Raw genomic sequence first — 26824 nt, forward strand, 5'->3', positions numbered from 1 at the left:
AGTAAGTTACTAAGAATGCAATAAACAAGATTTATAATCATTTCGCATTTTATAGTCAGATGTATTGTGTATTATTTTATTTATTAAAAGGAATCAAAAAAAATGAAAACATTATACTTTTCTATCTTTAGGTGTATCTGCAAATATTAACGAAATCAATGTAGAATCGAATACTTCTTTTGCCAGTGTTGAACACACATCGGGCTCAACAAAAAGCTTATCTACATCAACCCTACCCTACCGTAATAGTTGATAATAGTTATAGCAACTTCTTTGTCAGTTTTATATCGGGAAATCAATTCTGTAAAGAGCGAGGTCATAAGCGAGAAATCACTGGCAGCACAGTGTGGTGAGGATGAATATGAGTATGCGGAATATGACTGGTATGGTAGCGCATGGGTTTCAAAAAATACTGGTAGTAAAAATCAGTGTTATCCATTGTACGCTAGTATAAAGTGCGGTAACTAACGTAAACAAACAGCTCAGTAACAACTGAGCTCTTATTCCATGGCGCAAAAGTTCCTCCAATTAATATCAACATAGTTCAACTCATCATTAATCACATATCATCATTAAAATAATAGCCTTATATCAATTTGCATTAAATGATCACTTCTTTAATAACACAGATATTACACAACCATTAGTTTTACAAATAGCAGATATTAAAAAGCCCTGCATTTGGCAGGGCTGAGATAATAAAGACTTATGTAATTTGCCTTTATTAGATGACTTTAAAACTCGTAGCTAAAGCTCACGCTTAATTCTCTAGGCGTTTCTTGAGAACGAATTAGCACATCATTTTGTTCTACTTCAAAGTTTTGTCCCAACATATTTTTCACTTTAAGTGTTAATGTGGTATTAAACGTTGGGTAATAACTATAAACCATGTCTAACGAGTTTAAAGGTTGTTCGTAAGCGTCATCAAAGTTATTAACACCCGCAGCTAAAATACGATCACCAAATACATTGTAGATAACAGATGCTTGATGCATGCCATCATGTGAATCGTAATTCAGTTGCAAGTTGGCAACATACTTTGAATGGCCCGTCATACGTCGCTTTAGGTTCGTGAGATCGCCGCGCTGTTCTTCTGCAATTTCAACTTCTGAATCACTGAGCGTTATATTTCCAGAAGTAAAAAAAGCGCCCCCTAATAAATCACTGTGCAACTCAGTTAACCATTCAGCTTCAATACCGTAAACATAGGCTGTTTCTGCATTGTCAAACTGCAGAGTAAAACGGCCGTCGCTTTCTGTTAATAGTGCTTCGATTGGTTTATCGATATCTTTATAGAATGCGCCAACTGAGTAATTATCGCCATTGTCCATATAAAACTCGATACGTGCATCAAAGTTATCTAGGTAACTAGATTCTAAGAATGGATTACCAAGCGTTCGATAACCGGTCAGCGGATCTTGGAATTGAACAGGGCTTAGCTCTCGCAAATCAGGGCGTACAACCGTGTTGCCATAACCAAAACGAACTTGATACGATTGCTGACTATATGTCATAGATAACGAAGTAAAATACTCATCTTCCATCACACTTGCTTGTTCTATCGCATCTGCACTTAATTTATCAGCCAATAAAGCAGGATCGAATGCTGAGCGAGAAAAAGCAAGCGCAACTTGGCGGAAGTCCTCGTAACGCACACCACCGCTTAAACGCCAATCTTGAGCAAACGTAACGTCAAAAGAGCCGTAGTAAGCATCAATCATTTGCGCTGCTAAGTAATCATCAGCTGTTGGTTCTTGGAACAATAACTCGACATCCGTTGAATCAACAACAGCATCGTTAGCAAAAAAACTACCGATTGACAGTGCTTCTTCTTCACTTTGTGCTAGATCTAAAGACTGAGTTTGGTTAAAACGATAGTTAAAAAAGTCAGTGCGGTAATCACGTGTTTTTTCAACAAAATAACCACCACCCGCAATTTCTACTTCGGCGTTATCAAAGTAAAAAACTTTGTTTACATTAACGCCCCAGTTTTCTACATCGTCTTCTAGCTCTACAAATCGATACAAATAAGGATTACCACCTAAGCTACCATTGTAAAAAGTACGTTGATATTTGCCATCTAAGTACTCATCACGAACCGTTACTTTAAGCTCACCAGGTATACTTGTAGTCGCTGTTGAGTCAGTATACTGCCAATCTACACCAACACCTTCAAGAAAACCCCAATCTAAATTGTGCATTCCACGAAGCTGAAGTATTTCAAGTTCTCGTTCCTCAAAAGAGGTTAAGTGACTACGCTGCAACTGCCCAGCATCAATACTTAATGACTTTGAAGGTTCTTGGTAAAGCGCAACAGAGGCTTCATCTTCAGAATCTCGTAACATCATATAAGTTGCTGTTAAATCATGACCTCCAATTTTATAACCTAAATTTAGAGAGCTATTTAACTTTATATTATGCTTGGTTGACACTTCTTTCTCTGTTGCAGAGTAACAAGTAAAGTCATCTTGTGAACATGAGGACTCAGATGCGTCAACAGAAGAAAGTACAGCGCTAAACTTCTCAGCATTGGACCATTCATTTTCATAGGCAACTGACGCTAAGAAACCAAACGAGCCGTCTAAGCCAAATAAGTTATCAAAACGGTCGCCATACACAGCTTTAATACCGGCATCAGGATTTAAACTTTCTTTTTCCAAGCCAAAATCTCTTGGCAATGCTTTTGCTAAACTTTTATTTAAGTCTATCGCGGCAGCTTGACCAATATCAGCCCCCTGACGTTTTGACTCTACATCTCTGATATTTCTATACGAAATATCAGACAGGCCATTGATATAGGTATTTAACGCAGTCTTAACTGAACCGGGTAATGCGCGTGTACCATCATCTTTACCTAACCAATCATCACTGCCACCATTATATGTATAGCCTTCGTCGTTTGTATCTTTATAACTGGCACCAATTTCGACTTTAAATAAAGTATCATTTGGAATGCTCTTGGTTCTGATATTAACGTCACCACCACCAAAAGCCGCAGGCATATTTGGTGAATAGGCTTTTTGTACAGCCAAGGATTCAATAATACTTGATGGGAAGATATCAAGTGGAATTACATTTCGTGTTAGATCCGGGCTTGGAACTACCGCGCCATTTAAACGTACGCTAGAGTAACGCTCACCTAATCCACGGACATAGATAAACTTATCGTTAACTAATGATAAGCCTGTAACACGGCGAAGTGCCGAAGCTGCATCACTATCACCCGTTCTAGATATTTGCTCTGAACCCATTATATCAGCGACAAACGCCTGATTTTTACGCTCATCAATTACGGCACTAGCACTGCCTTTAAGGCGCGTACCTGTTGCAACAACTTCTTCTATCGCGTCTTCATTTATTATTTCTTGTGCCTGATCAGCGAAAGAATGAAATGAAGAAAAAAGGGAGAGCAGAGATAAAGTTATTAGATTGGTTTTAAACTGCTTTTGATGTTTCATATTTATATCCTCTAAACCTAAAATTCCCTTAAAAAAGGCGCCGTAGCGCCTTATAATTAGAGCCGGTCTAGATTAATTACTAGCGCGTTGTAAAGATGCGGCAACAAAATCAGCCCACTCACTTGATTCACCTTCTTTAAGTGCACCAATATAGCCTGCGTTAGTAAAGAAAGAGTTAACTTCACTCATGTCTTTAGCTGTTGTAGCTACTGCAGTGCCTTGTGAATCAGTAATAGTGGCAGCTGTTGAAACACCATCAGCACCAAGTACATTTGCAAAATCAGCAAAACCAATTAACTGGTTATTCTCGCCACCAGTAAACCAAGAAGCAATATCAAAACTTGCTAATGCGCCAGTTAAAGGTGTATTTACGTCTTCAAAATTCTTACCACAAGCAAATATTGAGCTCATAAATGCGATATCGCCATTATTTGCATTCGCATGCACACCAGCATCCCCTGATTGGTCTTTTTCATTATATAAATCAAGACAACCAGCACCATCTACAGATGAAGAGTTTACAAATAGCATATTAGCTAATTGCGCTTTACCCCATTCTTTCATTTCCATACCAGCACCAGTACGACGCCCTTCAGCACCTTGGTCGCCAGTAGTTACAACCGTTGCATTAGCAATTGTTGGATTAGAAACAGTTGTTACTAAATCTTGTGCATCTGCTGATAATGGATCTACCTTAGCGCCATCTGTTTCAAAGCCATGGTTTCCATATTCATTTGAACGTACAAGAATAAATTGTCCATAGCCTTTCCAGCCTTCATCCCAATCAATACCATCATCACCTGTATCAGTAATAACAATATGTTTAAGGTTAACGCTACCACCAAAAAGCTCTATACCATCATCGAAACCATTATGAACATGCACGTAATCAATCGTTGTGCCTGAACCTACAGCATTAAGGGTTAAACCATTGAGCTCATCGCCTTCAACACCAAAACCCGCATATTTTATAACTATATGCTTAAGGATACCGCTGCTATCTTGCGGATCATTACCACCATAATACGATACAATACCTTCGGCAGCGTGGTTACACATATCTTGTGCCGCAGCCGCAGCCGTACAACGGATAGAATGGCCTCGGCCATTTACCTGAACGCCACCCCAATCACCAATTTGTGCGGTTGTTGCATCATCGCCATCAACTTCTTTGATGCTTGTGAAAATAATTGGCTTATCTACTTCACCAATTGCTTCAATATTTGCACCACGTGCAATACGAATAAAACTCTCAGGCTTAGTAAAAGCTATCGTCGCGCCAGCTTCAATAGACAATGTAGGACCATTGCCATCAATTGTAGCGCCTGTTGATGTGTCTACATCATCACCAATAAATAATGCACCTTCAAATACATGTGCGCCGCCACTGCTTAATGCAGGGATAACAAAAGAGCTGGTAATTTCTTTCGCATTACTTGCAAATGCTTGACTGTAAACACAGTTAACACCCTTTGCTTCACCTGTAAATGTAGCTCCATCTAATGTATATGTAGCGCAACTTAATGTATCACCACCATTATCACCACCTGGGTTAGTCACTGAGTTGTCTACACTATTATCTACACTGTTATCAACTGTTGTAGGTGTAACATTAATATCACCACCGCCACAGCCAGCGAGTGTAATTGCAGTAGCCACAAGGCTGACTTTAAATAAACCAGATAATTTCATTGTTCACTCCGTTAAAGTATTTAATTATTTTGTTAGCGCATTAAGTAAAACTCAAGTCACTTTAAAACACGAAAAACATGCTTTAAGGTCACTTGAGCTTTAGAACGAGGACTACAATACTGGAGGTGTATGACAATACAGTTACACTTTAATAAACATAAAGTGACAATCTAATTTATTTAAATAACAATTTGTTAGGAATATTTAGAACGAAAAAAACCGCCCTGAGGCGGTTTTGGTGTTGCGATTATAAAACGAGTTTTTTAATAAAACCGTTAAAGTTAAAATAGCGTTTCTTAACGCATATTTACTTATAACAAAGCAGTGCGTAATGTTTCAGCATGCAATTTTTCACGTTTCACGTATTTGATCCATTGTTCAGCTAATCGCTGCGATTTTTTATGCTTCTCGGCTTGTTCGAATGCTAAAATAGACGCGTCAAAGTTTTGTAAACTATATTGCGCCATACCTAAAGCAACATAAGCATTTGATTCAAAATCTAGTGAACCTTTATCAAGCGCTTTACGCGCTGCATCAGCTGCATCTTCATACTTTTCAAGATTCACATACACTTCGGCTAAACGTTGCTCGTACTTTCCATGGCTTGAAAGATCAGCTGCTTTTGCAAAATAACTAACAGATTTTTCATCTTCTTTTGCTTGTATCATGGCTTCTGCAATAAATGCGTAATTTTTAGCTGACTTTTCCGCAATACCAGATGCAACAGCTTTACTCATCACATCGGCAGCTTTAAAAGCTAAACCATTGTATAAATAAACTTGTGCTAGTTGACGCAAGTCTGATTTAGAAGTCAAAAAACCTTGCTGGTAAGCGGCTTCGAGTATTGCTAACTGCTGTTTTTCTTTACCTGTTTCGCCATACATACCACCGAGCTGAACCCAATACTCAGGCTTATTGTAAAGTTTGACCATACGTTCAAGTACAGCAACTACATTCTCAGTTTGATTAAGTGAATAATACATAGCACGCAGTAACACTAACCAGTTCTCTTTTGGCTGTTTGCCTTCACTATCACTTTGCGCGATAGCCAAGTTAATGTTATCAATACCATTTTGGTAATCTTTTAGCTGATAGTAAGCTTGCGACTTAAGCACATAGTAAGCATCCGTTTTAGGCTTAGTGTTGATTGCATCCCATTGCGCTAAAAAGTCTAACACTTTGTTGTAATCGCTATTCGCCATTGCAAGCTGCGCTAAACTAAAGCTGGTACTTAATCGTAAAGACTCAGGGATCTCTTCTTCAGCAACGACTTTTTCAAACGACGCGATCGCTTTCGGTAAATCATTCTCGTTGTAATAAATAAAACCATAAAAATTATACATCATGGCTTTTTCATACGAGTTCATACTGGATGAACGTTCATTAATATTATCAAGCGCAGCAAGGCCCGCTTTTGCATCACCATCATCAGCTAACTTTTGCGCACGAGCCAATTGGCTATATACTTTTTCACGCAGTGCCGGCACGCGCTTTGTTTTTACTTCCTCTGCATAGGCCGTTGCTAAATTAACACCTGGCAACAAACTTACTACGCTTGGTAAAGCAACACTAGCACTTAGTGCTAACGAGCAAAATAATGCTGTTTTTAATAATTTCATAATCGCCTCGTTTCTCTATCCATTTATTCAGTGCTAACCATTTATTTGGAAAGAAATTTTATTCTGTACACCCGCAACTTCAACAGCTTCACCGTCTACTACGCGAGGTTTGTATTTAAATTTAAGTGCGGCATCCATGGCTGCTTGATCAAACAATGATTCAGGCTCAGCTTTTACTACCTTTGCATCACGAACAGTACCTTGCTTAGTCACTGTAAACTCAACAATCACATAGCCTTCAATGCCCCGTGACAATGCTCGACGCGGGTAAACAGGTGCTACTTTTACAATCGGTAGATATTCACCATCACTAGAGTCAAGAGCTAGACCACCACTGAGACTCACGTCAGCATCAACACTGGCACCAAAGTCAAAGTTAGACGCTGCTGCATTTGGATCACTATTTTGCATTTGCGGTGAATCCATTGGCGGCGGAGGCTCTTTCGGCGTTGGCGGCTTTTGTGGTTTACGTTCTTTCTTTTGTACCGTTTCTTCTTTTTTAAGCCTTACAAAATCAAGTACATTGCCTTTTGCAGGCTCAGTCATCGCCCCTTCACCACCGGTGATAAGCGCTTGCATGCCCAAAAACAACATAAAGGTCACAACACCGGCAACTAATAATGCTACTAAATAACGCATTATGGCTTCCTTAGGCTTCTTGTGCCGCGATAGACACATCAAATACACCTGCGGCGCGTGCTGCATCCATCACTTTAATAAGGGTATCTGTAGTGGCTTTTTTGTCAGCCTGAATAACCACACTACCTTGTGGATTTTCTGCTTTTAAACGCTCAATGTTTGCTTGCACAGCACGCACATCGATTTGACGTTTATTGATCCAAATTTCACCTTGATCTGAAATCGCAACTAGAATATTTGCACGCTCTTTCTTAACGGCTGTTGCCGCTTCTGGGCGATTTACATCGATACCTGACTCTTTAACAAAAGAGGCGGTTACAATGAAGAAAATAAGCATGATGAACACAACATCAAGCATCGGGGTCATGTTTATTTCTTCAGCTTCATCTTCTTGAAAAAGGCTTCCTAATGGGGCTCTCATTTTATTCTCCTGATTGTATGTGGCTTTCGCCACATACTAAAAATTGTTGTTTAATGGTCTAAAACCATGCTGTCTTCAAGTAGGGCTACTTCGCGCTTTGCTTTGCGTTGTAAGTACGTAGAAGCAAATACACCAGATAACGCACCAACCATGCCTGCCATTGTCGGGATAGTCGCTTTCGATACACCTGATGCCATTGAACGCGCACTGCCCGTTCCGGTAATCGCCATCACATCAAACACTTCTATCATACCTGTTACCGTACCGAGTAACCCCAGCAGCGGACACAAGGCAACCATCACATTGATCAGCGCTAAGTTGTTGTTTAACTTCATCCCAGCGCGTGAAATAGTTGCTTGGCGTATTTGCTCAGCGTTCCAGCTATTACGCTCATCGCGCCCTGTCCAACTACTTTTAATGGCATGTTTGTAACTACGAAAACCATTAAAAAAATAAATAAATCGCTCGAGTATCAATAACCACATCGCGAAGATTAACACTCCGATGACCAACAGAACTTGGCCACCAGTGTCGAGAAAATCACGGATAGCATTGATTGAGTCAATCAATAGCACCATGGGTTATGCTCCCTTTTCGCTACGCTCAGCGATAATACCTGCGCTTTGTTCTTGCAAAATAAGCAGCAAGTTTTTAGAGCGGGTATTCAATAAGGTGTATAAAAATACTGTTGGGATTGCCACAACTAAGCCAAGTACCGTAGTAACAAGCGCTTGTGAAATACCACCAGCCATTAATTTAGGGTCACCTGTACCAAACAAGGTGATTGCTTGGAAGGTATTGATCATACCGGTTACCGTACCAAGAAGACCTAACAATGGAGCAACGACCGAGATAATCTTAATGAGCGTTAAGTTGCGGGTGATTTTTGGCATTTCACGTAAAATCGCTTCACTTAATTTAAGCTCTAAGGTGTCGTATGCTACATCTGGGTATTGATCTTTGACTTTCATTACACGACCAAGTGGATTGTCATCACGTGGCACTGAGTCTTTAAGTTGACGACGGATTTTGCTGCCCATTAGCATCAATGAAACAAATCGTTCAATAGCGATAATTAAAGCAAGTAAGCCAACGCCTAAAATAACGTAACCTACTGCACCACCTTGATGTACTTGCTCTGAAGTATCAGGTGCTTGTACCAATAAACCAAGGATAGAGCCACCGGTTGGGTCAAGCGCAAATTGTACAGTGCCTGATTTAGCTTGTTGTAAATCATTCGCCGTTGAGGTGTAACGGCCAACAGGCTGACGGGTAAGCTCGCTTAACGTATTAGTGCTGGTGTTATAATCAAGGTACTTACCTTCTGAAATTAAGTTAAAAGCCCCCACTCGCATAACTTCTTGTTTAGCTTTGTTGCCGCCTTCTACAATTACATCTGTTGTAAAACGTGACACTTTACCTTGCTCAGTCATTTCGCGTTGCAGTTCAAACCATACTTTTTCAATGTCTTCGATTGATGCAAGTTTAGAAGTCGAGCCCATTTTTTGAGCCAATTCATCCATAAAAGCACCACGACCAGGTAGCTGTGCAGACACTACTGACGTTGCAAATTTATTACTTGAATCGCCAGCCACTTGTTGCAGCACACCAAAAAGTTCTTTCAATGAACCCATACGCTTAGATAATGTATCGGTTAGGTTAGCAAGTTTTACTTCATTTTCTTCGAACTGTGTTTCAAGACGCTCAGACTCAACCAGCATTTGATTACGTTTTGCTTGAGTGTTTTTAAGCATTTGCACTTGTTCATTTTGACGTGCAGCAAATTCTTGCTCGCGTTGTTTATTTTGTGCTGATTGCTGTGTTTTACCTTGCTCAAGTGTTTTTAATAACGAGTCTAAATCCATAGCTTCAGCAGCAACGCTGTTGCCCGCAAAACCAAGGGTGGCACCAAATAAAGCAATTTTGGTCATTTTTGTAAAAAGTTTCATTTTAACCTCTTAATCCGCAGCGTGTACTGGCAGTGTTAACATATCTGGGGCAAGTTGCTTACGTGCAATACGTAAACCTTTACTAATTTGGCTGATTGTTGAGTCATCCAGGGCAACAAACTGTTTGCTTGTTGTATCCCATGAGCCTGCTTTTTTACCATCGCGAGTAAGGTAAATAAGTTCTAAACGACCAATGCGTAAGAAATCGACTTCACGCTCTTGACCATCAACATCTAATAACGCGGTATAGGCTTCGATGGTACGGCCGTAATCAACTTCAACTTGGTACGCTTCTAAAACACGGCGGAATTTTTCACTTGAATTAATGTCAGCACGGTTCATCATGTCTTTTAATGACGCTAAACGCTTTTCACGTTCATCGGTTAGAAACGGCACATCAAGAGCAACAAATTGCTCAAGCCCTGTGATCATGCGTAGCATTAATGGAGTAATTTGACGTTCAATAATAGACACTTGATCCATAGATAAGTTAATGGCTTCCATTTCACTCACTTGGTTACTAAGCTGTTTGCTTAGTTGTGCGTTATAAACTGTCAAACCATCAATTTCTTTATTAAGGGTTTTAAACTGTTGTAAACGACCCTGCATAGAGTCTGCAATCTTGTCTATTTTTGTTTGTGATTGCGCAGCTGACTGGTTAATTTCACTGCTTTTATCGATAACCTTATTTAAATCACTTGCTTGCACTGTTGCACTCATGGCTACAATACCAGCTAATATCAATGGTTTAACGCCTTTCATCGCATACACCTTTACTCGTTAAATTAGCGGATTTGCTAGTTGCTTAATATCAATGAACGAGATTCTATAGGTGAAAAATGACAGAGGTGTTGCGCTAAAAAGTCCTTTTTATGACAACTGCCATAAATACAGCTTTTTACCTTAGATAAAGCAATAGTTTTTAATATTTAACAAGCGTATACGCTTGAATGATGAGTGAAGTGAGATTAAATAAATTAATCAGCAAGTATGCAATGAATGGTGCTGATCATAGCATTTGCGTTGGTATAATTTACGGCGATAGCAAAGTACTGCTGTTTATGACAAAGAACTAACGATGGAAAACCCTGCACGGGTAACTGCTGAACATACGCTAACTCTTGTTGAAACGCCTGTTCAAGTTGTTCACTTTGCAATATAGCTAAAAACTCATCAGCAGCAATACCTATTTGCTGTGCACAGCTAACGAGTGTATTAAGATCCGAAGGATTTTGTGCCGATAAATAATACCCCTGCTGGATAGCGCCAAGCATAACCCGCTCTTTATTGAAATAACGTGCTGCAATAACCGCCCGACACGCAGGATAAGTGCTGCGGCGTGGTTGACAGTTTTGCCAAAAATCAAAGTTAAATTTAGCACCGGTTTGCTGGCCAATACGCTGCCAAGTTTGTTGTAAAAACTGTTGCATACTTACTGGCATTGGCTGATCGGAATCAACAGCAAGGCCACCTACTTTATAAATAATATCAACTTCATTCGCTAAGGCGTCTTGGATTTTTTGCCAGCACTTTTGAAAACCCCAACACCAACTGCACATTGGGTCGTACACATATATAAGCTGACTATTGTTCATTATTGGCCTGTTGCTGTTCACTGGAAACAACGTTATTTCGCCCTAGGCGTTTTGCTTGGTACAAGTATTCATCAGCTAGTTTAACTGTTTGGTTAAACGTTTCGATATGACTAACTTGTGCAGCCCCTATGCTACAAGTGACAGAGGTAGATTGATGCTCATTAAACACTATTACTTGTGCAGCTACGTATTCTCTAAATTTATCGGCTACGGCATAGGCGTCAGTAATTACTGTTTTTGGTAATATCACCATAAACTCTTCACCACCGTAGCGAACTTTAATATCTGATGAGCGTAACTGTGTTTCAAGCATCCTACTAAAATCGATTAATGCTTGATCGCCAAAATCATGCCCAAAATTATCATTAATATTTTTAAACAAATCCAGATCGATTAACAACACTGTAAAAGGTAAATACTGCTCAGAGTTCAATTTTGCAAACGGCAAAAAATGGCTGCTAATAAAGCGCCGATTGGCAAGGCCTGTTAACTGATCAGTATAGGCGTCTTGCTTTTGTAACAAAGTAATGCGTGCAATTTCTAAGTGGCTTTTATTACGGAAATACTCGCCTATAAAAGCAAATAAAAACACCAAAATAAATGAGGCGGTAAAACGAACTTTTTCAGCATTACCATACATCACTTGCCCTATGTCAGGACCATAAAGAAACAAACAGGTAAGTGCTAATAGCGATGACACGGCTAAAAATCCAACTCTTAGGCCGAGTGTAGAAAACGAGACAACTGGGTAAAACATCAGCCAATAAAGCGCTGTATTTTCCTTGCCCCCGGTGTACACCAATGCTAAACATAATACACAAATAACACTCAGTACGAGTATTGCAACCCCAGTTAAACGCCCAGTACGCAAAAAATACACTGCGCATATAAAAAAGGTTAAGTCGGATAGCACTAACATAATAGTCAGAAGTTTTGCATAAACCGAGTAGTTAACTGTGACTAAAGTTGTGATCAATACAACCGCAATGAATATCATAGTAAAAAATGTAAACGCACGACGCTGTTTTTCAGCGCTGTAAACACTGTCTATATTAACTAAGTTAAGCCAACTAGGTTGGCTTTCAGGTGATTCAGGCGTCATTTATTATATCTTTTTAGTTATCGCTGATTGCATTTAGACTTTAAAACGTAGCACCATTTTTTCAAGTTCATCAAATTGCAGTTTTAAACGAGTACACTCAGCTAAGGTGTTATTTAAGTTTAGCTGGCCTTGTTGAGATAACTCACTAATTGTATGAATATCATTATCTAAAGATTGTATTACCTGATTTTGTTCAGTGGTTGCATTTGCAACACTATGATTTACATCATCAATTGCTTTTATAGCTTTGGTTACTCCTGCCATTTGCTCACCGGCTGCTTGCGCTTGTTTTACAGTATTTTCGCTTTCAACTAAACTAGCCTTCATAACTGAAACAGCAGTGTCCGAGCCTTGCTGTAATTGGCTAACAGTATTTTCTATTTCTTGAGTTGATTGCTGAGTACGGTGAGCTAACTGGCGCACCTCATCTGCAACAACTGCAAATCCACGACCAGCCTCACCGGCACGAGCGGCTTCAATTGCAGCATTAAGCGCAAGTAGATTAGTTTGCTCGCTGACTCCTTTAATAACTTCGAGTACTTGACCAATACTTGCAGAGTGTTCAGCAACACTACTTATAATTTGTTGTGCTTGTTCCATATTTTGCGATAACACACCAATGGCATTGATATTATCATTTAACGTGCTTTGACTTTGCACTGACTGTGAATTCGCATCGGTAGCAAGGGTTGATGCATGGCTTGCACTGCCTGATATTTCAATCGCACTTGATGACAGCTGATTAATCGCTGTTGCAACGCTGTCTGTGCGTTTAGTTTGGTCACTGTACATCGTTAGCGTCGACTCTGTTTGCTCAACTAAGCTTTCCACTGAACGTTCAAGTTCAACCGTGGTCGTTTTTACTTGCTCAATTGAGGTATGAATTTTATCTATAAAGGCATTAAAGTAACCTGAAAGTTCACCAAATTCGTCATCGTTTTCAATCTCTAAACGACGAGTTAAATCCCCCTCACCTTGGGCAATATCTTTAATTGCATCGTTTAAACGCTGCATAGGCCGCATCAAATAACGCAGTGAAAATTGCATCATTAATATCGTCGCGATAACACCCAAACACATATATATTGCAGCCATATTTCTAAATGAAGCAACAGATGAATAAGCAATATCTTTGTTGATCACCACACCTAAATACCAATCTACATTTTCAATACCTTTGATATGTGTAAATGATACAAGATGATCAATACCAGCAATTTCCTGCTCGACAAATTCAGCTTTTAAAGCAAGCTTTTTACCAAACAGCTTCGCCATACTCTGATCGTTTAGTTTGATATCTGGATGGCTCAGAATTCGACCGTCACTGTCTAATAGAAAACCATAACCAAAACCTAAAAAATCAATTTCGTTGACTATTTGAGTAATGGTTTGCATATCAATATCGGCACCTGCGACACCACTAAAACGGCCATTATTTAAAATGGGCGCAACCGCTGAAATAGTTAGCTCATTGGTGGTTACGTCGATATAAGGAGTCGTAAACGCTGTGGTGGTTTTATTTTCTACCAGCTTATACCAAGGACGGATTGTGGCATCATAATCAGCTGGTAATACAACAGTTTGATCATTGAGTACAAAAGTACCATCAGGTTTGCCTATATAGGTGTTTTTAAACTTACCTGCCATTTCTGCGCTATTGAGTTGACTAAGAGTTAATTCCTTAGTGTCATTTTGCTGATGCGTTTTCGCAACAGACTGAACAATAGCTAATTTATTATTGAGCCAATTAGCAATATTTTGTGAAACCGATTGAGAGCTTTCTTGTAATATTAGAGACAGTTGCTGCTGCGTTTGTGAGCGCATTGAAATAAAGTTATTGATGGTAAATAACCCCAGCACCAACACTAATACTACAGACGCTGCGATAGTTACCTTGGTGGTAAATTTTAGCGAGCTTTGCATGACACACCTATTTATCTTTTATCGTTGTTAGCTAACTACTTTTTAACAAAAATAACGCTATTTGTCTTATCTTATCGCCAACAGTTGCTATGTTATAGCCAAAAACAATAATAAAGCATGGTAAAAAATTAAGTGTAGCACTTATTAATACAACAAATTAATAACGTAATTCATTGTCAGTTAAAGTTAGCCAATTTCGTAATTACACAGAAAAATAACAAACTCAAAATTGGAAGCTTCCAATTAATATTATAAGCAATAGCGATTGAATACGTATTCAGTGCATATAAGTCGTTATTTTGTAATGAACATAACTGAGAGGTTTTCACTTTAGAGTGCGGCTAATTAATTGAGAATAATAAGTAGATAAATGCATTAACAGTGCTGCAAATGCATTTATCTGAAGAGGTTTACGATTAGCTTAGTTTATTTTTTGTTGCCACTTGCTCGCAAGTTTTACAACATTTAATCCATACCAAGCGATAAAACAATAGCAAAGTGCTGGGATGATAAAACTAACTTGAATATTCATTGCATCAGCAACAATACCTTGAATTAAGGGTATTAATGCACCACCAACAATCGCTAAACAAAGCCAACCTGATCCTTTACTAGTTAATGAACCTAGCCCTTGAATGGCGACTGAGAAAATTGTTGGAAACAAAATTGAATTAAATAAACCAATCGACAGTACAGCATACAAAGCAACGTCACCTTCGGTGAAGATTGTAATTAGAAGTAACGCAATTACCGCAAATGCATTAAAAGCAATTGCTTTTGATGGTGCAATTTTTTGTAATGCAGCAGAGCCAATAAAGCGTCCTACCATCGCCCCGCCCCAATAATAGGCAATTAATGACGCGGCGGCATGCTCTTCAAGTCCTGCAATGTGAGCTTCACCAAAAAAGTTAACTAAAAAGCTGCCTATTGCCACTTCTCCACCAACATAACAAAAGATACCTAACACCCCCATAACTAAATGCGGGGCTTGCGTTAAAGAATGATCTTTTGCTTTGCAATCAAGTTCTTCTTTATGTGATTTGATTTCAGGCAGTTTTAAAAATGCAAATACGACTGCAATAGTAAGCAGTGCTGCAGCAAGCATTAAATAAGGGACTTTTACCGATTCAGCAGTCGCCGCAGATGCCGTCAATGTGCCTGCGGCACCAAAGAACAATATACCACCAACATAGGGCCCAATAGTAGTTCCCAATGAATTAAGCGCTTGCGCTAAATTTAACCGAGACGAAGCTGTTTTTTCAGGCCCAAGCGCCACAACGTAAGGGTTAGCTGATACTTGCAATACGGTAATACCACCAGCTAGAACAAATAATGCGGTTAAAAATAGCCAATACTCATGTACGACTACAGCAGGGTAAAATAACATACAGCCGATAGAAGCCACGATAAGACCGCTAAGCACACCATTTTTATAACCAAATTTCTTAACCAATATTCCCGCAGGTAAAGAAACAATAAAGTAAGCGCCAAAGAAGCAGAACTGCACTAACATCGCTTCAGTATAACTAAGATCAAACACCCCTTTTAAACGCGGGATCAGTACATCATTTAGTACTGTGATAAAACCCCATAAAAAAAATAGAGTTGTCATTGCAGTCAAAGGTAACAGGTAATTATTATTTTGCTGCGACTGCTCAGTGACAAACGTTTTATTTGTATTTATTTCACTCACGTGATTTTCACTCCATTAACAAGTTGTGTTTGATTCTACACACTCCAATAAAAAGATCACAAACTAATATTTGGACCGTTCCATACTTTTTATTCAATGGTATCGCTATTTAACGAATTTAATTAACTAGAAATGGACATAGATGCTGGCTAATTTCCAAAGCAGTGATTTTTTTTCAAGGACATATCAAAACCAGTTTAAATTTTTATCACCTAAATTGTGTTGACAAACAAGATCAGGAAGGCTTTTAGCACTTCCATAAAGACGATGGCGCCATTTTTGATTTTTTGATAAATAGACTCGCTACTTAGCCTCTTGTACACATTTTATATTTAACTATGCAATGGCCTATTTAGGTGAGATTAACAGTGGCTTTGCTATTGTAGATGATTACCAAGGGCAAAATGCCAACATATATTTATGCGAAGTGTTGCTATTTCGCTGCCATTGCTAGCGCATCTGCATCTTAACCAACTATTGCCGATTTATCGCAGTAAAAATTAATAATTTTATATAATACCGTGCCCTCATTACAACCAACACTAATAGTGCTTTTCCTCGCTAGACTACGCACTTTTATGATATCGTTTTACAAAACATAAATACTACAGAACGTACCGCTTGGTACTGATACAAAAAGGAATTTCCAAATGAACACCAAACTACTTGCTGGTTGCGCAGTTGCTGTAGCGGCCGGTGCAATAATCTATACACAAACTGACAGTTCAACAGCCTCATTAGAACTTGCTCAACTTGATTACGTCCCTGCTGATACTGCTTTATTTTATGGTCAGCTAAAACCATTTCCCTATAGTAAATATTTCAATTTGATTCCAGATCAAATGAAAGGTGCAGACGATTTTACGCCATTGATCGAAAATTTAGCGGCAAGTAACGATAACAATGCACAGTTTTTAGCGTCTCTATTAGATCAATATCAAACATCATTGGCATCTTATGAAACACTAAAAGCAGCCTGGGGATTCGCCGATGATTATAAAGCTCTAGCCTATACGATTGGTCTAATGCCAGTATTACGTTATCAACTTGAAGATGAAACGGCTTTATTTAATACAATTAATAGCTCAGCTGATAAAGCGGGAATTAACTTCACAACACAAACCATCGAAGGTGTTGACTACAACACGTACCCTTTAGTACTTGAAAATGACATTACATTAAACTTAATTGTGTCTGTTAAAGATAACTGGGCTACCATCACGTTTGATACAAAACTTAATACAATTAAAGATTTACGTCTTGCTTTAGCAATTGATAAACCAACAAAATCATTAACGCAAACCGCTAAACTTGAAAACTATATTGCTAATTATTCATTTGATGGCCACTCTATTGCGTATATAGACCATGTTGAGATTGCTAATGCTATTACCGCTAGAACACCATCACGCCTAGGTGAAATGCTTGATGAACTATTAAAAGAATTGGGTGATCCAAATGCTTTAGAGGTAGCTAGAACACCACAGTGCCAAAATGACATTACCAATCTTGTTAGTTATTGGCCTGCATCAGTAACCGGTAGCACGTACATACAAGTAACAAACTCTGATGCTCATTTTAAAGCTGATGCTATTTTCCAAAGCACTGCTACAGATATTATTAAAACATTAAAATCTGTGCGAGGTTTTGTTCCTGAGCATACAACTAAACTTGACGGGCAAATGCTAAGCTTTGCTTATGGTGCGGATATTTCAAAAATTCCACCGCTTTTAAATATACTCTCAAGTACATTTAAAAAAGCTGAATTTGAGTGTGCACCTCTTGTTGCTTTACAGCAACAAACTCAAGACTCAAATTTAGCTGCACTATCAATGATGACCGCTATGGCTAATGGTATTCAAGGTGTCAGTGTAAGTATTCAAGATCTTGCTTTAGAAGCTGATGCAAATCAACTGCCACAACTAAAAGCTTTAGACGCGCTAATCACACTTTCTGCGACAGATCCTGATAATTTACTTTTTACTGCTAAAGGATTTTTACCTGCATTAGCGGAGCTTGAAATACCAGAAAACGGCGATGCAATTAGTGTCAATGCTGCAATTCCTTATCCTTTACCTGCTGGCCTTGATATTAGATTAGCTAAAAAAGGAAAGCATATTGTTTTATTCACTGGTGAAAAATCAGCGGCTATTGCAAATACATTATCAGAACAAGAGCTTGAAAAAAATGGATTTTTAACTTCCGCAGTTGACCTCAGCTCATTAATGACTCCTGTCATCGAAGTATTTAAAATGACAGGACAAGTGCTCCCGGAAGAACTTGAACAATTAAAAAATCAAACAATGTCTGTGTATTTTGCAACAGATATAAAAGATGAAGGGATTGTTATTAATTCAGAGATCAAAATTACTAAAAAGTAATAACTTTTTTGGAATTAAACGAAAAAAGGGGCATTAATTGCCCCTTTTTCAATTGTTCAATTCAGTTTGTACTATTTCTGCCATATCATTTTATTATTGGTGTCGCGGCTTTGAATAATCGTTTGATCAGAACTTTCTACTCCACCGAGTTTCGCTTGTCGATCGTAAAGAACCACATTACAGGTAGCTGCTAAATTCATACAACCGATTGTGGGGATATACACCACTTCATCGCACCAGTTCAGTACATCTTTGCTAATAGAGCCATCTTCAGGGCCAAAAATATAAAATGCGTTTTCAGGATGAACAAACTCAGGCAAAGGTGTTGCACCTTCTATTAGTTCAATCACCACAACAGTCGCACCTGCGGGCTTTGCTGTTGCTAAATCGTCAACGCAAGTCAGTGGGATGCGTTCAACAACATTTTTTGTGTCGGTATGAAACTTTTTAGCATTTAAATAACGCGTGCCTGTAAAAAATACTTGTTCAGCCCCATAGCAACCCGCAGCTCTTAACACTGCGCCAACGTTAGAGGGGCTTTTAGGATTGATCAAACCAATCTTCGCAGTCATTAATCGCAATCCCTCGTTGGCCAATCAGCTTCATACAGATCAAAGTCATCTAGAGCTACATCACAATCTTTTACTGTTTTGTCTTTTACAGAAATACCCAATGTATGCATTAGTTCTTTGCTGCCACCGTTATTTAGTGGATGCCAAGACGCTAAACCACGGCCTTCGTGCAAACGGCGGTAACTACAACTTTGCGGCATGAAGAAAATGCTGTCGAGGTTTTCTTTAGTTAATTTTACACATGACGGGACTAATGTTTGTCGATTTTCATACTCACTACAACCACACGTATTATTATCTAAGTATTGGCAAACAATATTAGTAAAAATGAGTTCTTCACCATCGCGAAGTTGATCTGTGGCGGTAAACTCATCTTCATCTTCGCTGTCTATAAAGGTATTTAAACAGCATTTTCCACAGCCATCGCAAATGGCTTCCCACTCATTTTGTGACATTTGCTCAAGTGATTTCTCAAGCCAAAATTGGTTTTCAAACATGGTATAACTCGGTGCCCCTAATAGCGCGCATTTTAGCTTAATTGAGCACCGCGCGCAAAGCTACATTCAGCTTTGCGCTATTTCAAGTTTAAAAGTTAGCGCTGCGTATCAACCCAACGTTTAATTTTCGCTTCTAGTATTGGCATCGGCAAAGCACCATCAATTAAAATTTGCGTATGAAACTCTTTAATATCAAATTTATCACCTAATGCTTGTTTACAATAATCTCGCAGTTCTTGAATTTTAAATTGCCCTAATTTATACGACAATGCTTGTCCTGGCCAAGCTATATAGCGCTCAACTTCTGCGGTTACATCACTTAAAGCCATTGAGGAATTAGCCAGCATGTAATCAATACCTTGTTGACGAGTCCAGCCCTTAGCATGGAAACCTGTATCGAGCACTAATCGCATAGCGCGTAATTGCTCATCAGATAAACGGCCATACCACATATATGGGTCGGTAAATAAACCCAATTCTTTACCTAGACTTTCAGCATATAATGCCCAACCTTCGGCGAACACTGTGTAACCACCAAATTTTCGAAACTCAGGTAATGACTGAACTTCTTGCTGTAAGGCGATTTGAAAATGGTGTCCTGGGGCTGCTTCATGGATTGACAATGTTTCGAGTAGAAACTTAGGCTGCGCTTTTAAATTAAAGGTATTAATATAAAAAATTCCCGGACGAGAGCCATCCGGTGCTGGTGATTGATAAGATGCTCCTGCCGCAGACTCAGCACGAAAATCTTCAACCGCTTTTACAACGTAATCAGCTTTGGGGACAATGTTAAATAATTTAGGTACACGCGCATCAATTTTTAACTTTACGGCTTCATAGGCCGCAATTAATTGCTCAGGTGTATCAAAATAAAACTCATCAGAATCTCGTAAATGAGTAAAAAACTCACTTAAACTGCCTTTAAAACCAACGGTTTCCTTTACTTTTTTCATTTCATTAAGGATACGCGATACTTCTTTTAAACCAATTTCATGAATTTCATCTGCAGATAAACTCAAGGTGGTGTTTTTCTTTATTTGGTATTCATACCATGCTTTACCATTTGGTAAATCGCTATAACCTACTGTTGCACGGCTATTTGGTATATAAGTGGTTGCTAAAAACTCGCTCATTTTTGTATAAGCTGGGACCAACTTATCCATAATAAGTGCACTATATTGGTCAGTGAGTTGTTGCTTTTGCGCTGCTGTGAATTGCTCTGGAAGCTGCTTTATCGGACTATAAAATAAAGATTGTTCTGCACTGGTAACTATATGAGCTTGAAATTGCGGTAATAACTTTTCAGCTAATGGCTTTGGTAAAACAATGCCTTCATTTACCCCTTGCTGCATAGCATCTTGCACACTGCTTAACCAAGTTACAAAACCTTCAGCACGCGCGACGAAATTTTCATAATCTTGGTAATTTGCAAATGGCTGCGCACTTTGCGCCGATCCAAAGCCTGCAAACGTATTGTGAGCGCCAGACATTTGGTTAATTGGTAATAAGTAACTCGGGAATTGAAAACCTTCGATTGTTAATGCTAAATCCCGTGCCAGTATTTCATAACTTAACAAGGCTTGACCGGTTAACTGCTGCTGGTCAATCGCCGCTAAACGTTGCTGATAATCTTTATAAAAAGCAAGCTGCTGAGCTCGGTTTTGCGCAGTACTCGGTGCTGTAAATTGGTTATTGTATTGATTATAACCAATATAAGTGGCGCCAAGAGGGCTAAATTGCAACGAATCCACAAAGTACTGCTCAACCAAGCTATTTAATTGTTGTGTTGTTGCGCTGGCAGTTTCACTTGTTAATGCTGCTTGTGGCTTATTTAAATTATTATTAGCCGTATTTGAACACGCAGACAAAGCGCTGAGTACACCAGCGACAAGCAAGGTTAACTTAAATTTTTTCATAATGATCCCTGAGTATAAGTAGTTAGCGCAAGTATGCAGCTTTCAAATCGCTAAATAAAGAAAATACGATACTTATCGCGTTTTGTTTACAGCCTAAAAACTGCTTGCTACATTGCTATATTAAATAATCAAAAATTAGAAAATAAATGAATAAATTATCACTTTCTGTCCCTTTGGGCTTACTGTGTGTCAGCGCTTTTAGCGCGCAAGCAACAACATACGTTAGTGCTAAAGCAATGCTAGACGTAAATAATGGCAAGCTTATTAATGCGCCGCTTATTCAAATCGATGACGGTATTATTACTAAAATCAGTAGTGGCACCATGCCAACCCTACAACAAGGTGATGACCATATTAAGTTGCCCGAGTTAACCATTCTGCCTGGCCTGATGGATATGCACGTACACTTAACCAGCGATCCAACAGTCCCTCGTAGTGAACGTATCGGTCAGTCAGTGCCACGTAAAGCGATTAAAGCGGCCTATTTTGCAGAAAAAACCTTAAAAGCGGGTTTTACAACCTTACGTAACGTGGGCGCCGAAGGTTACAGTGTCATTGCAGTACGTGACGGCATTAATGCAGGCGATATTATTGGCCCACGCATCTGGGCTGCTGGTCCCTCTTTGGGTGTAACGGGTGGTCACTGTGACAACAACCGTCTACCTCCTGAAATGAAATACACTGCCGAAGGTGTGGCTGATGGCCCATGGGCTGTTCGTGCAAAAGTACGCGAAAACATCAAGTACGGTGCCAATGTTATTAAGTTTTGCGCCACTGGCGGAGTATTTTCCAAGGGCACAAAAGTAGGTATTCAACAGTATTCATTAGAAGAAATGACTGCCATTGTTGATGAAGCACATATGCGCGGTTTAACGGTTGCTGCACATGCACATGGTACCAGTGGTATTACCGCAGCCATTAAAGCCGGTGTAGACAGTGTTGAACATGTCAGTTTTGTTGACGATGAAGCAATTAAACTGGCTAAAAAACACGGCACTTGGTTTTCAATGGATATTTATAACACTGAATATACCCTCACGTTTGGTGAGCAAAATGGTGTAGCAGAAGAAAACTTAGCAAAAGAACGTCAAGTATCTAAAAAGCAACGCGACAGCTTTAGCCGTGCCGTAAAAGCGGGTGTCAACATGGTATTTGGTACCGATGCCGCAATTTACCCACATGGTGATAATGCAAAACAATTCTCGCGAATGGTTGAGTTTGGTATGACCCCTCTGCAAGCAATACAAGCTGCAACAATCAACAGTGCTAAATTGTTGAAAGTTGACACTCAGTTAGGGCAACTCAAAACGGGCTTTGCCGCAGATATCATCGCAGTCAAAGGCAATCCACTGCAAGACATAACCTTGCTAGAAAATGTAGCATTTGTGATGAAAGCAGGTGTTTCTTATAAATAAATGTGTGGAGTTAGCGTTAAGCTAACTCCATCATTAAGCAAGGGTTAAACTAACAGCTAACTAAATACGTTGTTAATATATTAATATTTTGAAAGCAAAAGGTAAGCAGCTTGGGGTAGGTTTAAATAATTGCCTTTTTTAGGTAATTAAAACTTGAAATACAAATGCCACACATTATCATTACGAAAATTTTTTAATGGTAATGACTATGACAACGCATAAATTCTCTCTAATTACCCTAGCCTGTTTAACAGCATATAATGCAACTGCGGCCGAACAATCCGATCTTGAGCACATCACAGTTTATCAAAAACAAAATCATGTTGTATTAAACTCGGGTTTAGCAACAAAATCTGATATGTCGTTAATGGAAACACCTGCGCCTATAGTTATCGTCGATCAGGAACTTATAAACTCGCAAGGCGTTGATAACTTACAAGACTTAGCGCGTAATATCAGTGGTGTAACCCAAGCAGGTAATAACTACGGAATTGGCGACAATTTAGTGATCCGTGGCCTTGGTGCAAATTATACTTATGATGGTATGTATGGCGGTGCGGGCCTAGGAAACACATTCAATCCAACTCGATCACTAACCAATGTGGAGGCCGTAGAAGTATTAAAAGGTCCCGCCACTGGTTTATATGGCATGGGCAGCGCAGGTGGTGTTATTAACTTGATTGAAAAAAAGCCACAGTTTACAGAGCAGCACAACATACAAGCGGAAATTGGTCAATGGAATACCTATTCATTATCAATTGATAGCACCAACGCAGTTACCGAAAATCTAGCATACAGAGTTAATGCAAAAACAGCACGCAGTGATGGCTACCGTGATTTAAAAGATGACCGCGATGAAATCTACGGCGCATTAAAATATGTGTTCAATGACCGCCAAAATATTATGATCTCAGCCGCTTATATTAAAGATGCCATTGCAGTTGATTCAATTGGCCACCCTATCCGTATTTATAATGCGCAGTCGGTAAATGGCAAAACCGCCGGCCAAGTGACTGCGGATGATTTAGTCAATGATCCAACCACTGCTGGGCTGCAATTATCTGATGCACAGCGCCAACAATTAGCGAATTCACTTGCAGCGTCTGATGGTTTAACACCGTATAAATTTGGTCATCGCGGTATTATCTCACCCATGGCAAAAGATAATAAAGGTGAAGAACTGCGTTTTAAACTCACTCATAATTACTACATAACTGACAATTTATTTTTAAATCAACAGTTACAATACCGTAATTATGAGTCAAGTTTTGCACGTCAAACAGGCGCCTATAATTATGTCTATTGGCAAAGAAATGGCGTGATCAATGCTGATCCTCGTGCGCCATTGGTAGTTGATGATGTACTTTATCCATTTGCTGCACGCCGTCAAGAATATCGCCAAGTAGAGGCTGATGAAAAGTCATGGCAATACTTTGCAGATTTACGCTATGACTTTAGTTTCGGTGATATAGAAAACGAATTTTTGGTCAATGCTAATTATGAAGACCGCGATATACGCTTCACTCAGTATTCTATTTGGGATAAAGACTATATTCTCAAAGATAAAAATGGCGATATAACCTATCAAGGCTCTTTACCCTATATTCTAGATATTCGTACACCGGTTTGGTCAGACGGGCAATTTAGCGACTATGATCCGCTTAAAACCAGTAACTATAGTAAAAAAGTGCAAGCATGGGGCTTAGGACTGCAACATGTTGCTTATATCAATGACAGCTTCACAACCCGTATTGGTGTTGCATACAACGAAATTACTCAAAAATATGAACATTTAGGTGTTGATGCACGTTACCGCGCAAGTGCCGCTGCTGCAACGCCAGAAGCAAGTACCTCGGATAATGGTTTAACCTATAATTTAGGCGCGACATACAAACCGACTGATGACCTGTCTATATTTATAAACCATTCGAAGGGTCGCACTGCGTATAGCGTTTTAGGCTCTGTTTTAGGCAATGAAGCTGACCGTGATGATGCGCAGTCTCTTAGTACTGATTTAGGTATAAGAGTAAAAGCCTTTGATGATCAGGTACTCGCCTCATTCGTGGTATTTGACACTGCACGTACTAACTTAGAATATGCAAACCCTGCCTATGATGATACAAAGCCAGATCCATCGGTCCCAAAAAATTACTTTAATGGTGAAGAAAAAACCCGTGGTGTCGAGCTTGATCTAAATGCCTATTTAAATGATCAATGGAAGGTCAATCTCAATGGTGTTTATCAAGATGCGCGTGAACAGAAAAACCCTAATGTGAGCACATTTGCTGCGCGTCAAAAAGGTGTGCCTTATGTAACAGCAAGCACATGGTTAACATACAGTGCTCAGTGGTTTGAACTAGCCCAGCCACTAAAATTAAGTGCGGGCGTAAAGTATGTTGATGATCGCAGTACTAATTCGTCATCATTCGGCATTCCTGATGGTTATGTACCAAGCTATACTATTTATGATGCTGCGTTAAGTTATAACACTGATAAATGGGGCTTACAGCTAAATTTAAATAATTTGTTTAATAAAGTTTATTACTCAAAAGCAATGTTTTTAGGTGGTATGCCAGGCGAAGAACGCAATGCGAAGCTAACTTTGAGCTATAAGCTTTAAGTTATAAGCTGTAAAAGCGCACAAAATGCTTGTGCGCTTTTTTACGTTTACATAGTGACTACTATACGGCCATTAATTTCACCTTTGAGCATATCGTCAAATATGTCATTGATATCTTCAAGACGTTTTTCTTCAATAATTGCTTTAACTTTGCCCTGTGCAGCAAACTCTAAACATTCTTGTAAATCTCTACGTGTGCCAACAATTGAGCCAACAACAGAAACGCCATTGAGTACAGTATCAAAAATAGGCAACGGCATATCCTCTGGAGGCAGACCAACTAACACGCATTTTCCACCACGGCGAACACTCTTATAAGCTTGCTCAAACCCCGGCTTGGATACAGCGGTACATACCACAGCATGTGCGCCCCCTACCTGCTCAAATATAGCCTCACTAGGCACACATTCTTTAAAGTCCAGTGTGATATCTGCACCTAACTCTTTTGCTAAAGCCAGTTTATCAACACCAGTATCCACTGCAATTACATTAAAGCCCATTGCCTTTGCATATTGTACCGCAAGATGCCCAAGCCCACCTACACCAACAATAGCGACCCATTGTCCTGGCTTAGCACCTGACACTTTTAGCGCTTTATAGGTTGTAACACCGGCACAAAATAATGGCGCAGCTTCTGAAAAACCTAAGCCTTCAGGGATCTTTACAACATAGTTCCCATCGGCTAAGCAATATTCTGCGTAACTACCATCAACTGAGTAACCCGTATTATGCTGTGAAAGACATAAGGTCTCTTTACCTTCTAAACAAAATTCACAATAACCACATGCACTGTATAGCCAAGGAATGCCAACACGATCACCAATTTCTAAATGAGTAATATTGCTACCCAGCTGTTCGATCACTCCAACACCTTCATGCCCTGGAACTAACGGCATTTTAGGCTTTACTGGCCAATCACCATGACAGGCATGTAAATCAGTATGACACACACCACATGCGGCTATTTTAACTAAAACATCATTGACTCCAACGGTTGGAATGGGTAAGTCTGAAATTTCTAATTTGCCTTTGTAAGTACTATTAACGGCTGCTTTCATTGCTCGTTCCTTGTTGTTGCGAAGTTGTTATTGAGTAGTTGTTGTTAAGAAATTAGTTGTCGTAATTTAGTGTACACCTTACGCGACTCTAGATGAGTAAAAATTAATCTAAATCAAACTTTAGTGATATAACTTGTTCTGAACGACATTAGGGCGTGTTGACCTTTTGTGATTAATTTTGCAGCAGTGTGTTTGGTATTTAGGCAAGGCAGAGCCTATGTAGTGTGGTTGTTCCCCATAAATAGGCGATAACGCAGCATCAATGCCAAACACG

The 26824-nt window shown here is 39.3% G+C and carries 19 protein-coding genes; 3 read left to right on the forward strand and 16 right to left on the reverse strand.

Going from position 1 to position 26824, the window contains the following annotated elements; genetic code table 11:
- Nucleotides 1–734 precede the first annotated feature (734 nt).
- The 12 genes from H5182_RS06990 to H5182_RS07045 form a co-directional block, all read right to left on the reverse strand.
- Nucleotides 735–3458, reverse strand: coding sequence for a TonB-dependent receptor plug domain-containing protein (locus H5182_RS06990; protein WP_145235564.1), 2724 nt, complete (start codon nucleotides 3456–3458; stop codon nucleotides 735–737).
- A 72-nt stretch (nucleotides 3459–3530) separates the two neighbouring features.
- A complete protein-coding gene (locus H5182_RS06995) occupies nucleotides 3531–5150 on the reverse strand; it encodes a hypothetical protein (RefSeq protein WP_145235567.1) in 1620 nt (539 codons plus the stop codon).
- A gap of 311 nt (nucleotides 5151–5461) precedes the next feature.
- Entirely contained in the window at nucleotides 5462–6769 is a 1308-nt protein-coding gene (locus H5182_RS07000) for a tetratricopeptide repeat protein (RefSeq protein WP_145235570.1), read from the reverse strand.
- A 33-nt stretch (nucleotides 6770–6802) separates the two neighbouring features.
- The gene (locus H5182_RS07005) at nucleotides 6803–7408 is read right to left on the reverse strand and encodes an energy transducer TonB (protein WP_149980248.1); all 606 of its coding nucleotides are present in this window, start codon (nucleotides 7406–7408) and stop codon (nucleotides 6803–6805) included.
- 10 nt (nucleotides 7409–7418) lie between these two features.
- The gene (locus H5182_RS07010) at nucleotides 7419–7829 is read right to left on the reverse strand and encodes a biopolymer transporter ExbD (RefSeq protein WP_145235576.1); all 411 of its coding nucleotides are present in this window, start codon (nucleotides 7827–7829) and stop codon (nucleotides 7419–7421) included.
- Between the two features lie 50 nt (nucleotides 7830–7879).
- Nucleotides 7880–8407: a MotA/TolQ/ExbB proton channel family protein gene (locus H5182_RS07015; protein WP_145235579.1), complete on the reverse strand. Its 528-nt coding sequence runs from the start codon at nucleotides 8405–8407 to the stop codon at nucleotides 7880–7882.
- Nucleotides 8408–8410: 3 nt separating this feature from the next.
- Nucleotides 8411–9778: a MotA/TolQ/ExbB proton channel family protein gene (locus H5182_RS07020; RefSeq protein WP_145235582.1), complete on the reverse strand. Its 1368-nt coding sequence runs from the start codon at nucleotides 9776–9778 to the stop codon at nucleotides 8411–8413.
- A 9-nt stretch (nucleotides 9779–9787) separates the two neighbouring features.
- Complete coding sequence (locus H5182_RS07025; protein ID WP_182759779.1) at nucleotides 9788–10540, reverse strand: DUF3450 domain-containing protein; 753 nt, start codon at nucleotides 10538–10540, stop codon at nucleotides 9788–9790.
- A gap of 215 nt (nucleotides 10541–10755) precedes the next feature.
- Nucleotides 10756–11373, reverse strand: coding sequence for a DsbA family protein (locus tag H5182_RS07030; protein ID WP_182759780.1), 618 nt, complete (start codon nucleotides 11371–11373; stop codon nucleotides 10756–10758).
- The gene (locus H5182_RS07035) at nucleotides 11363–12475 is read right to left on the reverse strand and encodes a GGDEF domain-containing protein (RefSeq protein WP_182759781.1); all 1113 of its coding nucleotides are present in this window, start codon (nucleotides 12473–12475) and stop codon (nucleotides 11363–11365) included. Before H5182_RS07035 ends, H5182_RS07030 begins: the two co-directional genes overlap by 11 nt.
- A gap of 33 nt (nucleotides 12476–12508) precedes the next feature.
- Nucleotides 12509–14398: a methyl-accepting chemotaxis protein gene (locus tag H5182_RS07040; RefSeq protein WP_182735191.1), complete on the reverse strand. Its 1890-nt coding sequence runs from the start codon at nucleotides 14396–14398 to the stop codon at nucleotides 12509–12511.
- A 421-nt stretch (nucleotides 14399–14819) separates the two neighbouring features.
- Nucleotides 14820–16091 (reverse strand): sugar MFS transporter, encoded by a 1272-nt coding sequence (locus H5182_RS07045; protein ID WP_145235602.1) that lies wholly within the window; start codon nucleotides 16089–16091, stop codon nucleotides 14820–14822.
- Between the two features lie 650 nt (nucleotides 16092–16741).
- Here H5182_RS07045 and H5182_RS07050 point away from each other — a divergent pair.
- Nucleotides 16742–18472: a hypothetical protein gene (locus H5182_RS07050; protein ID WP_182759782.1), complete on the forward strand. Its 1731-nt coding sequence runs from the start codon at nucleotides 16742–16744 to the stop codon at nucleotides 18470–18472.
- A gap of 71 nt (nucleotides 18473–18543) precedes the next feature.
- On the opposite strand, the gene H5182_RS07055 is transcribed toward H5182_RS07050, so the two are convergent.
- From H5182_RS07055 to H5182_RS07065, 3 genes are all read right to left on the reverse strand, one after another.
- Nucleotides 18544–19044 carry an RNA methyltransferase gene (locus tag H5182_RS07055; RefSeq protein WP_145235608.1) on the reverse strand — a complete coding sequence of 167 codons (501 nt, stop codon included), beginning with the start codon at nucleotides 19042–19044 and terminating at the stop codon, nucleotides 18544–18546.
- The gene (locus H5182_RS07060) at nucleotides 19044–19541 is read right to left on the reverse strand and encodes a YcgN family cysteine cluster protein (RefSeq protein WP_149980241.1); all 498 of its coding nucleotides are present in this window, start codon (nucleotides 19539–19541) and stop codon (nucleotides 19044–19046) included. The genes H5182_RS07055 and H5182_RS07060 overlap by 1 nt, the downstream gene beginning before the upstream one ends.
- Nucleotides 19542–19636: 95 nt before the next feature.
- Nucleotides 19637–21457, reverse strand: a complete 1821-nt coding sequence (locus H5182_RS07065; protein WP_145235614.1) for a DUF885 family protein — start codon at nucleotides 21455–21457, stop codon at nucleotides 19637–19639.
- 146 nt (nucleotides 21458–21603) lie between these two features.
- On the opposite strand from H5182_RS07065, the gene H5182_RS07070 reads away from it, so the two are divergent.
- Nucleotides 21604–22872, forward strand: a complete 1269-nt coding sequence (locus H5182_RS07070; RefSeq protein ID WP_149980239.1) for an amidohydrolase family protein — start codon at nucleotides 21604–21606, stop codon at nucleotides 22870–22872.
- A 208-nt stretch (nucleotides 22873–23080) separates the two neighbouring features.
- Nucleotides 23081–25492, forward strand: coding sequence for a TonB-dependent siderophore receptor (locus H5182_RS07075; protein WP_182759783.1), 2412 nt, complete (start codon nucleotides 23081–23083; stop codon nucleotides 25490–25492).
- A gap of 47 nt (nucleotides 25493–25539) precedes the next feature.
- Here the strand turns inward: H5182_RS07075 and adhP are convergent, their stop codons facing one another.
- Nucleotides 25540–26550 (reverse strand): alcohol dehydrogenase AdhP, encoded by a 1011-nt coding sequence (gene adhP / locus H5182_RS07080; RefSeq protein WP_182759784.1) that lies wholly within the window; start codon nucleotides 26548–26550, stop codon nucleotides 25540–25542.
- Nucleotides 26551–26824 lie beyond the last annotated feature (274 nt).

The sequence above is a fragment of the Pseudoalteromonas sp. SG44-17 genome (genome assembly GCF_014164235.1).
Lineage (GTDB): Bacteria > Pseudomonadota > Gammaproteobacteria > Enterobacterales > Alteromonadaceae > Pseudoalteromonas > Pseudoalteromonas rhizosphaerae.

Excerpts from the sequence above, each read along its gene's own strand:
- H5182_RS07025 (WP_182759779.1), bottom strand. The coding sequence starts at position 10,540 with ATGAAAGGCGTTAAACCATTGATATTAGCTGGTATTGTAGCCATGAGT.
- H5182_RS07050 (WP_182759782.1), top strand. The coding sequence starts at position 16,742 with ATGAACACCAAACTACTTGCTGGTTGCGCAGTTGCTGTAGCGGCCGGT.
- H5182_RS07030 (WP_182759780.1), bottom strand. The coding sequence starts at position 11,373 with ATGAACAATAGTCAGCTTATATATGTGTACGACCCAATGTGCAGTTGG.
- H5182_RS07035 (WP_182759781.1), bottom strand. The coding sequence starts at position 12,475 with ATGACGCCTGAATCACCTGAAAGCCAACCTAGTTGGCTTAACTTAGTT.
- H5182_RS06990 (WP_145235564.1), bottom strand. The coding sequence starts at position 3,458 with ATGAAACATCAAAAGCAGTTTAAAACCAATCTAATAACTTTATCTCTG.
- H5182_RS07070 (WP_149980239.1), top strand. The coding sequence starts at position 21,604 with ATGAATAAATTATCACTTTCTGTCCCTTTGGGCTTACTGTGTGTCAGC.
- H5182_RS07075 (WP_182759783.1), top strand. The coding sequence starts at position 23,081 with ATGACAACGCATAAATTCTCTCTAATTACCCTAGCCTGTTTAACAGCA.
- H5182_RS06995 (WP_145235567.1), bottom strand. The coding sequence starts at position 5,150 with ATGAAATTATCTGGTTTATTTAAAGTCAGCCTTGTGGCTACTGCAATT.
- H5182_RS07010 (WP_145235576.1), bottom strand. The coding sequence starts at position 7,829 with ATGAGAGCCCCATTAGGAAGCCTTTTTCAAGAAGATGAAGCTGAAGAA.
- H5182_RS07055 (WP_145235608.1), bottom strand. The coding sequence starts at position 19,044 with ATGACTGCGAAGATTGGTTTGATCAATCCTAAAAGCCCCTCTAACGTT.
- adhP (WP_182759784.1), bottom strand. The coding sequence starts at position 26,550 with ATGAAAGCAGCCGTTAATAGTACTTACAAAGGCAAATTAGAAATTTCA.
- H5182_RS07005 (WP_149980248.1), bottom strand. The coding sequence starts at position 7,408 with ATGCGTTATTTAGTAGCATTATTAGTTGCCGGTGTTGTGACCTTTATG.
- H5182_RS07060 (WP_149980241.1), bottom strand. The coding sequence starts at position 19,541 with ATGTTTGAAAACCAATTTTGGCTTGAGAAATCACTTGAGCAAATGTCA.
- H5182_RS07040 (WP_182735191.1), bottom strand. The coding sequence starts at position 14,398 with ATGCAAAGCTCGCTAAAATTTACCACCAAGGTAACTATCGCAGCGTCT.
- H5182_RS07065 (WP_145235614.1), bottom strand. The coding sequence starts at position 21,457 with ATGAAAAAATTTAAGTTAACCTTGCTTGTCGCTGGTGTACTCAGCGCT.
- H5182_RS07015 (WP_145235579.1), bottom strand. The coding sequence starts at position 8,407 with ATGGTGCTATTGATTGACTCAATCAATGCTATCCGTGATTTTCTCGAC.
- H5182_RS07020 (WP_145235582.1), bottom strand. The coding sequence starts at position 9,778 with ATGAAACTTTTTACAAAAATGACCAAAATTGCTTTATTTGGTGCCACC.
- H5182_RS07000 (WP_145235570.1), bottom strand. The coding sequence starts at position 6,769 with ATGAAATTATTAAAAACAGCATTATTTTGCTCGTTAGCACTAAGTGCT.